We start from the raw sequence: 12,922 nt of genomic DNA, 5'->3' as shown, positions 1-12,922 counted from the left end.
ATTGTCGCGCATTCTCACCCTGATTGTCGCGCGACAGCCGTCGGCCGCAAACATTCGAAACGGCCCGTGCACACCAATGGACACACGCGGTTTCATGTCGTTCAGGTCTTCGGCCCCAATCGGATCGGTCGCGCCGTTAGCCCCCGGCACCATCACACCCTACTCCCTCGCTTGGAATTTGAGAGGTTTAATCTGGGCCCGGGATGCGTGTCACGAATTATTCACGGCAAGGTCACGACCTTGTTACTGGTGGTCAGCGGCGGCTTCGCCGATATCGGACGCAGGCGGAACGCCATGTCCGCCGCCGTTTCCGGGGGCAGCTGCAGCGACCAGGCAGCTGCCTCCGGATCGGATGTGTGACCAGCAGCATGGGGCCGTTCGACCCACGTTTCCATGTTGCAATCACCCATCGGGCAGTTCAACCCGCGCCAGCGGGCCGTCATGTGGACAAGTTGCTGCCGCCAGACCCTGGGCGCCGGCAACGACCTCATCCCGGCCCACCCAGCTGACCCGCGTTGGCGCCCGCCCTGGCCGGCAGCCGTTCGCGGCATGCCAGCCCAATTGATGCGCCCGGCTGTTTTGACCCTGCAGCCGGGCGCATCATCGTTTCGGACATTGCGAATTCCGGCACAGGCAACGCCGCGCGGCCAGCACAGCCGGCTTGTCTCTGGATTCGAGTGATTGTGGAATTGGCTGGGGCGCCAGGAGTTTTTCCCGAACCCCAACTAACCTCTTGAGGTGCTTGATTATCAGCGACTTGTGGGCATATCAACCCCCGAAACCTGCCCCCGAGACCTGCCCCCGGCAGCCTCTCGCGGGGCTATTGGTGGAGCCCAATGAGCCTGAAGCTACGCTACCGGACCTGGTCCGCGAAAATCTTTGTTCCTGCGGATGTTCGCCGTCACTTCGGCGGCCGCACCCACATCGAGAGAAGCCTGGGCACCTCGGACCGCAAGGAGGCCGAGGTCGCCCACAAGCAGCTGGTGGCCGAGATTGCCGCCCGCATCCACGAGCTGCGCAACGGCAAGCCCCCTGCGGTAAACCTGCGGGCCATCTATCAGCGTGAGCGGATGCAGGCTGCAGGAGGCGAGTATCAGGTCTTCATGGCCGGCGCGGACGACCAGACACCGGAGGAACTGGGGATAGAGTTCGAGATCGAGAAGATTGCGGACGAGTTCCAGGACGAGCGCAAGGAGATGCCGCCGCACGTGGAGGCCCGCCTCCAGGCGCTCCAGGACGCGCTCAAGGAGCTCCAGGGCAAGGATGCGCCTGTCCCGCCGGTTTACGCCATGCCCTTCTCGGAGGCTGCCAAGGGCTATCTAGAGACGTGGGAGCGGTCGGCAAAACGCAAGGCCTCGAACACAAAGCAACAGAAACAGGCGACCTTCGATCTGTGGCGAGGCTTCTGGGGTGACAAGCCCATAGCCAACATCCGCCAGCGTGACGCCACCGCCTTCCAGGATGTGCTGCGCCGCCTCGATCCCAACTGGGCCCGAACGGCAACGTCCAGGGCGCTCGCCTGGCCGCAACTGCTGGCCCAGTTCGGCAATCACAAGAATGGCCTGTCCCAGTCATCCATCAACCGCCATATGGGCAGTCTCCAGCAGGTTTGGGATTGGGCCCAGGAGCGAGGCCATTGCGAAGGCGCAAACCCGTTTGCCGGCCAGCGCAAAAAGCTGAAGCGTGGCAGCAACGCCGAGACCTATCTCGCCTGGGAGACGGACGAGCTCAAGATGCTGCTCTCCAATCCGCCACGCCGCCGCGACCTGCATGAAATCATGCTGGTGGCCATGTTCTCGGGGCTGCGCATCAACGAGGTGGCAGCCCTCACCTGGGGGCAACTGCGGGAGGTAAACGGCATCCCCTACTTCCAGATTGTTGGTGCCAAGACCGAGGCGGGCAATCGCCAGGTGCCGGTTCATTCCCGGCTGCAATGGCTGCTGGATCGGACGAAGGGCGAGGCGGATGCACGCGTCTGGCCAACCTTCAACCTGGAGGGACCAGGCAAGCGCCCCGGTGCAGACGCCTCCAAGGCCTTCTCCGACTATAAGCGCCGGCTCGGCTTCAAGGCCCGCGCCAAGGCCTTCCACTCGTTCCGCAAGAACGTCACCCACATCATTGAAAACGCGGGCGTACCCGAGAACGAATGGGCGCTGGTGCTGGGGCATGAACGCGGCTTCACCTACTCGACTTACAACCCCGGCGGCACCAACATCGCCAACAGGGCTAGGCTCATCGCCCTGCTGGAGTATCCCGAGCTGCCCGAGGAGCTCCTCCAGCCGCCCGGAGCAGCCCTGTGAGCGCGTTGGAATCGTTGGCGGAGTCTGCCAGCCCAGCCGCGCCTCTCGACTCTCCTGAGGCTTCTGCGGGCGTCCAAGGGGCATCGAGGAAGTTCGAAAGGGATGAGCTGGAAAACAGCCGGCTGGCGCGCTGGACGTTTACGCTGGGCCAGGCTGGCGAGCCGGCGCTGGATGCCCTGCTGGCCGAGCTAGAAGCCTCAGAGAAGCGCAAGCGGGCCCGGAGTGACACGGTGAGGGGGAACCTGCGGACAACGCTGGATGCCCTGCTGGCCGAGCTAGTGAAGACAGCGGAGCAGGAGGCCACCCGCTTCATCGCCTATTCGCGGAATCGGAACACCTACAAGCCAGACCGCTACGCCACACCCGGCATCACGATGCAGGCCGTCATTGACGCGGTGGACTATTTGGAGGGCGCGAAGCTGGTGGACCACGCCATCGGCTATCTGGACCGCGCCGCCAATCCCTTCGGTGGCCCAGGCGGGTTCGGCCGGCGGACCCGCATCAGGGCCAACCGCACGCTGCTGGAGCGGCTGGCCGCCTACGGCATCAGCGCCACCACCGTGCAGGAGCGCGGCAACCGAGAAATCATTCGCCTCAAGGGCCCAGCGCCGGCCAGAGGCGCGGCCAAGCCCCTGCTGGACTATCGGGACACGCCTGAGACCATCCGGATGCGCAAGACGCTGGAGTCGGTTAACGCCCTCTTCCTCGCCGCTGATATCACGCTGCCCGGTCCCCTGCCCGCGCTGGAGGCGATGGACGAGGAGGAGCCGCTGCCGGAACTGGGCCAGGCCTGGCTCTACCGCGTCTTCAACAATGGCTCGTTCGATCTGGGCGGGCGCTTCTATGGCGGCTGGTGGATGGGCCTGAACAAGCAGGATCGAGTGCGCCTTCGCATCAATGGCGAGCCGGTGGTGGAGCTCGATTACGCCGGCTTCCACCCCCGGATCATGTATGACCTCGCCAAGAACTTCGCCCCACAGGCCCCCTACGAACTCCCAGGGCGTCTCGCCGAGGTGCCGCGTGATTTGTGCAAGAAGGCGTTCGCGCAGCTTCTGAACTCATCCGGCGGCACCATCAGGGCTCCGAAGGGTGCCCGCGCGCAGCTGCCGCGCCGCGTGTCGTGGAAGCAGGTGGTGGAAGCGATGGAGCAGAAACACGCCCCGGTTGCCCACTGGTTCCGCAAGGGGCGCGGGCTGGAACTTCAGGCCATCGATGCTCGCATCGCCGAGCAGGTCCTCCTCCACATGTCCCAGCGCGGGATCCCGTGTCTGCCGGTCCACGATAGTTTCATCGTCCCGGCCTCCCAGGCAGACACCTTGCAGGAGGAGATGGACAAGGCTTATCGTTCCGTGGTCCACGGCTCCCTGGATGAAGGCCCTGCCCCCTTTATCCGCTCAGCCTTCTCTCCTGCGGATGGACATGGATGATGGGAACAAGACGGGTGAGGCTCTGGCGCGCCCACGGCATCCTTCAGCATTACTAAGACGGTTAAGGCGGCTCGCGATAAGTCAGGACTATGTCCGATAAGTCCGGACTATCGGAGCCGGAAGCACCGGCACCCCAATTAGCCCGCACCTTTGGAGAGGAAACCGCGCGACCGCAAATTAGGCCGCACTCTCGGAGAGGCGAGCGAGCCGGCCTGCCCCGTCTCCGTCAGTTCCCCGAACTCACCGGCGCGGGGACGTAGGTGCGCTTCAGGGGCAGCAGCACCTGATAGCGAGGTTCGAACTTGTCGTAGTGGGCGAAGATCAGTTCCACCAGCGCCACGCCATCGATCAGGCGCAGGTTGTGCTTGCTCTGCTCGAACTTGCGAGCCTCCGGCGTGAAGCCGCCCAGCGTGACGAACAGGCCATGCTCCCCCTGCCCCAGGACGCCGATGAGTTGCGCGACCTCGGGCCGCCCATGATTGCTCAGCATCTGCTTGCACTGAACCTTGATGATGGGCGGCTCGAAGCCGAGCTCGTCGCGGTGGGCGATGATATCCACGCCGCCGTCACCCGATGGCGGGGTGACGCGGGCGTGATAGCCCATGCAGGTGAGCAGGTGGCCCACGAACCGCTCGAAATCATATGAGGAAAGCCCGTTTTTCAGGCGCTTGATGATGAAATCCTCCGTGCCCTCCTCCACCTGGGCAGAGACCTCCTCGGCGCTCACCTCGTCCTGCTCGGCCGGTATTGGCGTGTCGCCCGAGAGGGCGGCCAGGAACTCGTCGGCGTGGGTGGTGACGCGGAACAGGGTGATGGCCGAGCCGATTTCGTGTAGCGCCGTCTGGGTGAAGCTGGCACGGGGCAGCGCCTTCAACCATTTCACCTTGCGCCGGTTGGGCCAGTGGCCCGCTTGGGGCTGGTGGGTGTAAGGCCCTGCGATGCGCCCGATATGCACCTGCCGGTCCACCTTGCAGGGGAAGATGATGATATCGCCGGGCTTCATCTCCACGCTGAAGCGATAGAGCACGCCGGCATCTCCCGGGATCGCGCCGGGCTTGCGGTTTGGCAACGCGGCGGCGGCCGCCGCCTTGAAGGCCTCCCGGCTGGGCGCAATGGCCTTCAGGTCGCCCAGCTCGTGCCAGCCAATGGCAACAAAGCCCTCCTCCACCGGGCTCATGCCCAGGGCTTCGCGCATGTGAAGGCCCCAAATCACTGGCTCGCTGTTGCTCATGAAGATTCCTCGTAGCAGTTCAGGTCGCAAACACCTTGGCCATAATCGATTGTGTCAGAGCGTTGGCCGTTGCCGAGGCGCGCTCTGCGAGGACGGCCTGAGCGCTGGCCTCTGCCACGATCCCCTCGAACTGTTCCTGAAGCGCCCTCGGCGGTGTCATCACCGGCAGTTCCTTCAGGCGTCCCTGGGAGATGTTCCGCATGCTATCACTGGTGCCAGAGGCCATCCTCGACATCTCTTGCCGCGTGTGCGGCTGGCGCAGGAAGTGCAGGAGGAAGCCGAGACGGACAGGCGCGGTGGCAGGCAACTCGATGCGCCAGAGCTTGTCTGGCAGGAGCAGGTTGTCCGACGCATCCGTAACAAGCGCCGTCGCTCCTACAAGGTCCACGGTATTGGCCCGGCTGAACAGCACGTCACCCGATTTCACGAAGTGCTCCGGCTTGGGCGTGTGGCCGACAGGAGCCGGCTTCGCCTCATCGGGCCTGAAAGTCCCGCTGGTGACGGCGCTGATTTTCAGGATGCGGTATTGGCTCGCATCCTCATCACCCGCCTGGAGGTTCTGGCCACCCACGAAGCGCACCCCGGTCTCCCGCAGCGGCACCACCGGCCAGCCCTTGGGGTTGGTGGCGGGGTCGCCGAACATCTCGGCGAACAGGGCGGGGATGAGGGCGCGGGCCTTGGCCTGGGCGGCCTCGGCCAGCCGGCGGATGGCGCTCGCCCGGTTCAACAGGTCAACAATGCGGCGCTGCTCGTCGAGGGGTGGCACGCGGATCGGCAGCCGCCGCAGGTCGTCGAGCGTGATGCCCTTCACCGTCGCCCCTACGCCCATGCGCTCAATTGCAGGCCCATGCGCCTTCATGTGCCGGAACAGATAATCCGGCAGCACGCCCTCATGCGGCGTGAGCGCCTTGATATCCTGATTGATTGCGACAGAACGGCCAGCCATCGCCACCTTGCCGAGGCCCACGCGGGTGGCGACAAGGATGGACCCCTTGTGCACGATGCGTGTGGCGGAACTTCTGATAGCCTCCTCGGTAATATACTCCTCGGGTTCGCTCACCTCGTCGCCCACCAGGTCCTTGATGCTGACCCATGGGATATCGCCGCCGAAAAAGGCAGGGTTCTTGCGCGAAGGCGTGCCGCCTCCGACAATGCTGCAAAGCTCGCCCAAGGGCTTTGTGACGGTCACGCTGCCTGCTCCCGCAGCCGGGCCGCCAGTTCCTCCAGTTCCTCGCCCATCTCGGCGGTGATGGCCTTCAGCTCGTCCAGCAGTTCCAGCGGGTCGCGGTGTTCGGCCTGGGTGACGCTTTGCGGGCGATGGCGGGAGGCGGAGAGGTTGAAATCGGCGGCGCGGATGGCTTGGCTATCTGCCCACCACCATTTCGCGGTCCATTCCGCATCCACATCGCGCACCTGCCATTCGGCCAGCCGCTCGGCGCGGCTCTGCCAGGCCGCCAGCAGGCCTGGAAGGTCATCGGCCTCCACCGGCGTGTCGTGGTTGGCGTCCATCTTGTAGCCATCAGCATCGGCGTGGAGGAACAGCACGTTATCCGTTCGCCCGCCCTTGGTGAAGAAAACCACGCTGGTCTTCACGCCGCTATAGGGTTGGAAGACGCCGCCGGGCAGGCTGAGCACCGCCTCCACCCGGTTGTTCTCGATCAGTTGCCGGCGCAGTTCCTTGTGGGCCCCGGTGGAGCCGAACAACACCCCTTCCGGCACCACAACGCCACAGCGGCCGCCAGCCTTCAACTCGTTGAGCATATAGCGCAGGAACAGCAGCTCCGTGGCGGTGGTGGTGCCCACCTTCACCTCGTCTACAATGCGGTCCTTGTCGATGCGGCCTGAGAACGGCGGATTGGCCAGCATCACGTCATAGCCATTGATGGGCAGACCCAGCTCGGCCTTTGCCGCGCGGTCTAAGGTTTTGGTCAGCGCGTTGTCGGGCCGTATGCGGACGTTGGGCAGGCCGCGCAGGGTGAGGTTCATCGTGGCCAGTCGCACCTGCGTCTTGTCCACGTCGTTGCCGAAGAATGTCTCGTTCTGAAGCTTCGCGTTCTGCCCATCTGACAGACGATCCCCCCAGCCGCGCCGCTGCAACTTGCCGTCCACCTCCACCGCCTGGATGCCGTTGGGCGAAGAATTGGCCAGGCGGATATGATTGTAGGCCGCGACCAGGAAGCCGGCGGTGCCGGCGGCGGGATCGTAGATGGTCTCGCCCGCCTTTGGGTCCACCATCTCGACTATGGCGCGGATGATGTGGCGCGGGGTGCGGAACTGCCCGAGTTCACCCTGCTGTCTGATTTCCTTCAGAACGTGCTCGAACAGGTCACCTTTTGTGTCGGCGTCCTGCTCGTCCAGCCGGAGGGCATCCACCAGGGTAACGACCTGGGTGAGCACGGTGGGCTCATCGATGCCCAGCCTGGCCCCTTCCATGAAGTTCATGGCCGAACGGGATGCGACCTTGGTGTAGAAGGGAAACACCTCGTCCCGCACGAAGCGCACCAGCGGCTCACCGGCCATCACGTGCCATTTGGACCAACGCAGCCGGTCTGCCAGGATGGCCTCCACGCCGGCCTTTGGAGCGTTCAAGGGGTTCCGCAGCGTCCACTCGCCGGCAAATATCGAGGTGTAGGCCTGGCCGGTGGCCTTGGCCCTGAGCTCGTTGTCGGAATCTAGCCCCTCCACCAGGTAGAAGAAGAACAGGAAGGCCAACTGTTCGGCGTTGGTGAGTGGATTTGGGAAGCCACCCCCGTAGAGATAGTTCCTTATTTGATCCACGCGGCGGCGCAGGTCGGGCGTCATGGGCATTGGACGGGCCTTCAGTTGATCGGTGGGATGGCCGTGGGCTGGTCTGCTTGTTCGTCCCCGCCCTCGCCGCCAAACACCGCTGCATTGAGCGCAGCGAGCATGGCCTGCAAGCCCTCATCACTGCCGAACAGTTGCCGGGCTCGTTGCACACCACCGTTGAAGGAGAATGGCGGTTGGGTGAAGCGGTAGACGTTGAAATCGGCCATCTCGGGGTTGGCCTCGATCTGGCTCTGAATCAGGCGGAGCAGGCGCATCTGGTCTGAGTTGAAGTCTTGGGCCAGCAGCCAGGCCTCGAAGGCGACGGCCAGGGCCGAGGCGCGGGCAATTCGGGCATCGGTGGGGACCGGGTTGCCATCTTCGTCCAGCGTCCACCATTCGCGGGTGGCGGGATCGATCTGGTCATGGACGTCCAGCACCAGCAGCTTGCGCTTGGTGGCGGGCTTCGCCTTGGGCTCGCTCACCACCACTGGGCCGCCCTCAGGTGCCCCTTCGTCGTCTTTGTGGAAGTCCGTGACGCCCACGAAGTCGAACATGGTGAAGCCGGCCTTGTGGATATGCGGGGCCTTGCGCGTGCCCCGGCCGCGCATCTGCTGATATAGGATGCCGGAACGGGTGAAGCGCGCCATGACGAGGTGGACCACCTCGGGCGCATCGAAGCCGGTATCCAGCATGTTCACCGAGACGAGGACTTGGGGGAAGGCCTCCTTCTTGAAGCGGTCAATCTTCTGGAAGGCGTCCACACTGTCATCAGGGCCCATGCCGGACACGACATAATCGGCGAAGCGCACCTCGGGCGAGGGCTTCTTGTCGGCGAACTCGGCATCGAACATGTGGGCGAGGGTTTCGGCGTGGCGTTTGGTGACGGCGAACACGATGGCCTTGCCGAGCTGCGGTGCCCTGCGCCGGCCCTGGCGGTCCATGAAGCCTTTCTCAAGCACTTGGCGATACTCCCGGACGATGGCCCGGTTGCGCTCGGGGATGGTGAACTTGCGTTCCAAAGCAGCCGGATCCACGACGATGCTCTCATTATCTCCGAACAGGCGCTCGAACTCAGCCTTGGTCTCCGCGTCCATCGTGGACCAATCGAGCTCGTCGCGCTTCACCTCGAAGCCACCCTCGGCCGCCGTCTTCACCGTCTTGGCCTTGTAGATATCGTAAGGGACGAGATGGCCCTCGGCGATGGCCTCCTTCAAGGAATAGCGGAAGGTTGGCTTGTCCACCTCGAAGAAGCGCAGCGTGTCGCGGATGAACGCGCCATCCTCGGGATCGGGCATGTCCTCGGCGGCAATGCAAGGCGTGGCGGTGAGGCCCACCATCAGGGCATCGAAGTGGCGCAGGGTGCCGGACCACTTGCCATAGATGGAGCGGTGGCACTCATCCACGACGACGAGCTGGAAGTAGGACGAGGGCAGTGAGCCATACTCGCCGATGAAGGTTTGCAAGGTGGAGATGGTGATGCGCTTCTCGTCCTGGAAGCGGCGGCCACCGCGCAGCACGTAGGCCGGGAACTCGGGGAGATACTCGGCGAAGGCGTCCTCTGCCTGCTTGGCCAGCGAGATACGGTCCACCAGGAACAGCACGCGGCTGACCAGCCCTGCCTCGAAAAGGCGCTTGATGAAGGCGGCAGCGGTGCGGGTTTTGCCGGTGCCGGTGGCCATCTCCACGAGCATCTTGCGGCGGCCGAGGTTGATCTCACCGCACAGCGTGTCGATGCAGGCCAACTGATAATCTCGCTCGACAATGCGAGGATCGATGGGGACGCTCAGAGGGTCCTTGCGTTGTTCCTTGAGAGCCAGAAGGCGCTCCAGGTCGAGTTGGGAGGGCAATGTGCAGACCTTGCGCGGGTGCGCTTCGCGCTCAGGCTCCCAGCTCCAGACCTCCTCACCATTGCACAGGAACACGAAAGGCACGCCGAGCAGGGCCGCATAAGCCCTACCCTGCCGTTCCCCCTCCAGTGGAGACTTGCTGGTGCGCTTGGCTTCCAGCACGGCGATGGGATGGCCGCGCCGGTTGCAAAGAACATAATCGGCCTTGGTCCCGTCGCTGAGCACATACTCGAATCGCACAGTGATGCCGTCATCGATCTGCCAGCCTACATCCTTCAGCATGGCATCGATCTTGACGCGCGAAAAAGCTTCCGTGGTCTTCGGCATTAGCTCCCGTCCCGAACCGGGCCTATGTGTAACCGCGCAAACCCCTGCCGGCAACTGATTGAACTTGGCCGGGTCCGTCACTTTTGGCGCAGATTTTCGAAGCGGCATAGTCGTGGTGAAGCGTTGCGGCTTCCCCCCATGGGGGCCATCGCCTGGTTCCGGCCGGGAAACTGGGGGCAGGACTCGGACCAGGAGCGCCGCCAGCAGGCCAACCGGCTACTGACGCCCTTGTCTCAGTGAGGTATACCCACGCGAAACGTCTCGGAGTGTTCGATTTCTCGTCTCATATGGGTTGACACGGAGATTCCGAGACACTTATACGCCGTGGTCTAGACCCAATTGAGACGGAGGCAACGAGATGCTTGTTGGATATGCCCGCGTGAGTTCCCTGGGCCAGAGCCTGGAAGTTCAGGAGGCCGCCTTGCGTGAAGCAGGCTGCGAAAAGCTGTTCGCCGAGAAGCGCAGCGGCACCACCCGCGAGGGCCGTGAGGCGCTCCGCGAGGCCCTGGAGTTCGTCCGCGAGGGCGATGTGCTGATGGTGACGCGGCTGGACCGCCTGGCGCGCTCCATGGGGGACCTGCAAGGCATCATCGAGGAGCTGAACCGCAAGGGCGTGGGCTTCCGCTGCCTGCAACAGGGCGCGGTGGACACCACCTCCTCGATGGGCCGGCTGGTCCTGAACATGCTGGCCGCCATCGCCGAGTTCGAGACGGACCTGCGCAAAGAGCGCCAGCGCGAAGGGATCGACAAAGCCAAGGCCGCCGGCATCTACAAGGGCCGCCCAAAGTCAATCGATCCGACTGAGATTCAACGTCTTCACAGTTTAGGCGTGGGGGCCACAGACATTGCGAAGCGGCTGGGTATAGGTCGCGCCACGGTATACCGAGCCCTTACCACTTGAACCACAGAGGGAGTTATCTCAGGCTAGTTCCTTCTGCGTGGGATCATCGGGGGGCGAGCTGGCTGATAGGCTTTCAGACCCTTATCACCTGTCAGGATTTCAACCTCGACCCCACCCTTGGCGTAATATTCAGCCACGTCCTTAATCGATGCGTCGCCCAGGGATGTACTTGCCGCAGCTAGGCCCGGCCACGTTGCCGCAAGCTCTCGCAATCTTTCACGTCCCCAGAGATCGGCTTGATCGGTGAACGCGGCCCACGGCGTCTCACCGTCAGCCGCAAGCAGGATGTATCGCGATAGCTCGCTTGCCAAGTCGAATCGCCGACTTGGAGCCTGGGCAATATGATTGCCGGTCTCAATGATGGTAGCCAGCGGTAGGACGATAATTGAACCTCTAGCAGTTGCGGCAGCAACTGCGTCACGAGCTCGAGCCGTATCCCAACGGTCGCCTGCACTGCCGCAGGTATCTTTACCCGGCACGCCGAGCAGGCAGCACATCACGGACGTATCGATGACGAGGACCTGCTGGGTCATTGGCTGTGAGCATCTGACTGAGCCTTCAAGGCTTGCTCGATAAGCCCTTGGCTCGAGATACGGCCAACAAGTCCCCAGGCGAGCAGCTTCGGAAGCCCCCCCAAATCCTCCAACAGTGTCAGTCTTGTCGTACCGTCTTTGGGGTCGCGGTGGGCAACAGTAATGAACGGCACAAGTGCTGTGCCCATAGCATCAAGGAGGGCAGGGTTATGAGTGGTCACAAGCACATCGACTGCTCGTGCCTGCCCCTCGTCGGCTAGCATACTGAGAAGCAGGCTAGACCTTGAGGGATGAAGACCATTGTCCACCTCCTCTATGACAAGCAAGCTGTTTGCAGGACGAGTTAGCAGAGCAGTAATGATAGCAATGAAACGAAGAGTACCGTCTGACATCCCACGGGCATCAACCGTTTGCTTCGTTGAACCGGTGCCGAATCTCTCTTCGCAGTAGAGCATTGCGTCCGATTCAAACTTGCCCACCTTCTCGGCGTAGACCCGTTCGATTTCCCGCTCAGGCAGTTCCGCAACATATCGTGTCAGCTTTGCTTCCACATCCGCCTTTATGGAGGACTGCAAGGCGGCAAGCACCCCGGCAACGTTGCTAGCGTCTGGAGCTAACCTGTCAGACAGAGGCGAGAAGCCCCTCATGTTCGAAGGGATCGGATCCAGAATGAATATCGAACGAAGCGCATCGGCCATGATCTCTAGGCCATCTTGGATCTCGGCCAGCGTTCGCTGCGTAAGCAGTTGAAAGAGCACGGAGCTCATGCGACTAAGCACACGTGGAGCACCGCGCTTTGAGTTGTAAAGGCGTGCTGTAACCGTGGGCGAACCAACTGATACCTCATCGGTCCAGAACAGTTGAACAGGCCGAGTTGGAGCGCCACGCCTTCCGCCTGCTTTCGGCCTGAACTTGGTTCTAACTAACTGCTCTGACTGTATAAGACACTGGCCATCGGTAATGGCACATTCGATTGTGAACGTGAGGTCTTGATACTGGTCCGCCCTTGTCGTGGCACTAATCCTGAACCGCGTACCATCTCTCCTAGGCGCCCACTCAAGGCCGCCGCGCATCGGCGATATGGCCCCATCTCCCTTCAGGGCTGATGTAAGCAGTGTGCCACTTGCAATCCGAGACAGGAACGCAAGAGCATCGAGGATGTTCGATTTCCCACTTGAGTTGGTGCCGATCAGAACGGTCAATGGGTCAAGGTTCAGCGTAGCACTCTTGATGCTCTTCCAATCTTCTACGCGTATCGAGCTCAGCATATCGTCACAGTCTCGTATAAGGACCCGGACCACAAGGCCTAAACCAGCGGCACCGTGGCGATCCATGACTAATGTGGCAAGTGCGACTTTGGCATTGAACTGCATGCGAGGATGGCGCTGTTCCCTACAACGACGCGGGAGCCAAGAGCCTCAGCATCGGCCGGGCCAGCAGCTACTGCCATCTGAAAGACGCCTAGCCTTCCGTATCCGCCTGCCTCGCCCTGCTTTTTTCGCCCACGCAATGAAGGAGGCACGCCAACGAGTACCAAAGAGCAACCAGCCCGGGACCACAAGAATCTGC

Annotated in this window: 10 protein-coding genes and 1 pseudogene; 3 read left to right on the top strand and 8 right to left on the bottom strand. The window is 62.8% G+C overall.

The annotated features are described in order from the left end of the window. Nucleotides 1-221: 221 nt before the first annotated feature. On the bottom strand, nucleotides 222-395 hold the full coding sequence (locus CHU93_RS17630; protein WP_165768764.1) for a hypothetical protein: 174 nt from the start codon (nucleotides 393-395) through the stop codon (nucleotides 222-224). A gap of 441 nt (nucleotides 396-836) precedes the next feature. Here CHU93_RS17630 and CHU93_RS14900 point away from each other — a divergent pair, with 441 nt between their 5' ends. Together CHU93_RS14900 and CHU93_RS14895 are read left to right on the top strand one after the other, a co-directional pair. Beyond that, on the top strand, nucleotides 837-2,300 hold the full coding sequence (locus CHU93_RS14900; RefSeq protein WP_094474937.1) for a DUF6538 domain-containing protein: 1,464 nt from the start codon (nucleotides 837-839) through the stop codon (nucleotides 2,298-2,300). Continuing rightward, nucleotides 2,297-3,727 carry a hypothetical protein gene (locus CHU93_RS14895; RefSeq protein WP_094474936.1) on the top strand — a complete coding sequence of 477 codons (1,431 nt, stop codon included), beginning with the start codon at nucleotides 2,297-2,299 and terminating at the stop codon, nucleotides 3,725-3,727. Before CHU93_RS14900 ends, CHU93_RS14895 begins: the two co-directional genes overlap by 4 nt. Nucleotides 3,728-3,953: 226 nt before the next feature. Here CHU93_RS14895 and CHU93_RS14890 read toward each other — a convergent pair whose 3' ends face one another. The 4 genes from CHU93_RS14890 to CHU93_RS14875 are packed head-to-tail and all read right to left on the bottom strand — an operon-like array spanning nucleotide 3,954 to nucleotide 9,919. Continuing rightward, nucleotides 3,954-4,922 (bottom strand): restriction endonuclease, encoded by a 969-nt coding sequence (locus tag CHU93_RS14890; protein WP_094474956.1) that lies wholly within the window; start codon nucleotides 4,920-4,922, stop codon nucleotides 3,954-3,956. Between the two features lie 55 nt (nucleotides 4,923-4,977). Beyond that, the gene (locus CHU93_RS14885) at nucleotides 4,978-6,147 is read right to left on the bottom strand and encodes a restriction endonuclease subunit S (RefSeq protein ID WP_094474935.1); all 1,170 of its coding nucleotides are present in this window, start codon (nucleotides 6,145-6,147) and stop codon (nucleotides 4,978-4,980) included. Continuing rightward, nucleotides 6,144-7,766, bottom strand: a complete 1,623-nt coding sequence (locus CHU93_RS14880; protein ID WP_094474934.1) for an HsdM family class I SAM-dependent methyltransferase — start codon at nucleotides 7,764-7,766, stop codon at nucleotides 6,144-6,146. The genes CHU93_RS14885 and CHU93_RS14880 overlap by 4 nt, the downstream gene beginning before the upstream one ends. A gap of 11 nt (nucleotides 7,767-7,777) precedes the next feature. Continuing rightward, nucleotides 7,778-9,919 carry a DEAD/DEAH box helicase family protein gene (locus CHU93_RS14875; RefSeq protein WP_094474933.1) on the bottom strand — a complete coding sequence of 714 codons (2,142 nt, stop codon included), beginning with the start codon at nucleotides 9,917-9,919 and terminating at the stop codon, nucleotides 7,778-7,780. 358 nt (nucleotides 9,920-10,277) lie between these two features. Between CHU93_RS14875 and CHU93_RS14870 the strand changes: the two genes are divergently transcribed. Next, nucleotides 10,278-10,820, top strand: coding sequence for a recombinase family protein (locus CHU93_RS14870; RefSeq protein WP_094474932.1), 543 nt, complete (start codon nucleotides 10,278-10,280; stop codon nucleotides 10,818-10,820). A 23-nt stretch (nucleotides 10,821-10,843) separates the two neighbouring features. Here the strand turns inward: CHU93_RS14870 and CHU93_RS14865 are convergent, their stop codons facing one another. The 3 genes and pseudogenes from CHU93_RS14865 to CHU93_RS18280 form a co-directional block, all read right to left on the bottom strand. Beyond that, nucleotides 10,844-11,353 (bottom strand): hypothetical protein, encoded by a 510-nt coding sequence (locus CHU93_RS14865; protein ID WP_094474931.1) that lies wholly within the window; start codon nucleotides 11,351-11,353, stop codon nucleotides 10,844-10,846. Then, nucleotides 11,350-12,120, bottom strand: a complete 771-nt coding sequence (locus tag CHU93_RS18050) for an AAA family ATPase (protein WP_243375706.1) — start codon at nucleotides 12,118-12,120, stop codon at nucleotides 11,350-11,352. The genes CHU93_RS14865 and CHU93_RS18050 overlap by 4 nt, the downstream gene beginning before the upstream one ends. Nucleotides 12,121-12,408: 288 nt before the next feature. Then, a pseudogene (locus CHU93_RS18280) lies at nucleotides 12,409-12,621 on the bottom strand (AAA family ATPase); the annotation flags it as partial. Nucleotides 12,622-12,922: the final 301 nt, after the last annotated feature.

Source organism: Sandarakinorhabdus cyanobacteriorum (genome assembly GCF_002251755.1).
Lineage (GTDB): Bacteria > Pseudomonadota > Alphaproteobacteria > Sphingomonadales > Sphingomonadaceae > Sandarakinorhabdus > Sandarakinorhabdus cyanobacteriorum.
Note: the sequence above shows the minus strand (reverse complement) of the source record. Positions and strands in the feature narration are given on the sequence as shown.

Excerpts from the sequence above, each read along its gene's own strand:
- CHU93_RS14890 (WP_094474956.1), bottom strand. The coding sequence starts at position 4,922 with ATGCGCGAAGCCCTGGGCATGAGCCCGGTGGAGGAGGGCTTTGTTGCC.
- CHU93_RS14875 (WP_094474933.1), bottom strand. The coding sequence starts at position 9,919 with ATGCCGAAGACCACGGAAGCTTTTTCGCGCGTCAAGATCGATGCCATG.
- CHU93_RS14900 (WP_094474937.1), top strand. The coding sequence starts at position 837 with ATGAGCCTGAAGCTACGCTACCGGACCTGGTCCGCGAAAATCTTTGTT.
- CHU93_RS14870 (WP_094474932.1), top strand. The coding sequence starts at position 10,278 with ATGCTTGTTGGATATGCCCGCGTGAGTTCCCTGGGCCAGAGCCTGGAA.
- CHU93_RS17630 (WP_165768764.1), bottom strand. The coding sequence starts at position 395 with ATGGAAACGTGGGTCGAACGGCCCCATGCTGCTGGTCACACATCCGAT.
- CHU93_RS14865 (WP_094474931.1), bottom strand. The coding sequence starts at position 11,353 with ATGACCCAGCAGGTCCTCGTCATCGATACGTCCGTGATGTGCTGCCTG.
- CHU93_RS18050 (WP_243375706.1), bottom strand. The coding sequence starts at position 12,120 with ATGAGCTCCGTGCTCTTTCAACTGCTTACGCAGCGAACGCTGGCCGAG.
- CHU93_RS14880 (WP_094474934.1), bottom strand. The coding sequence starts at position 7,766 with ATGCCCATGACGCCCGACCTGCGCCGCCGCGTGGATCAAATAAGGAAC.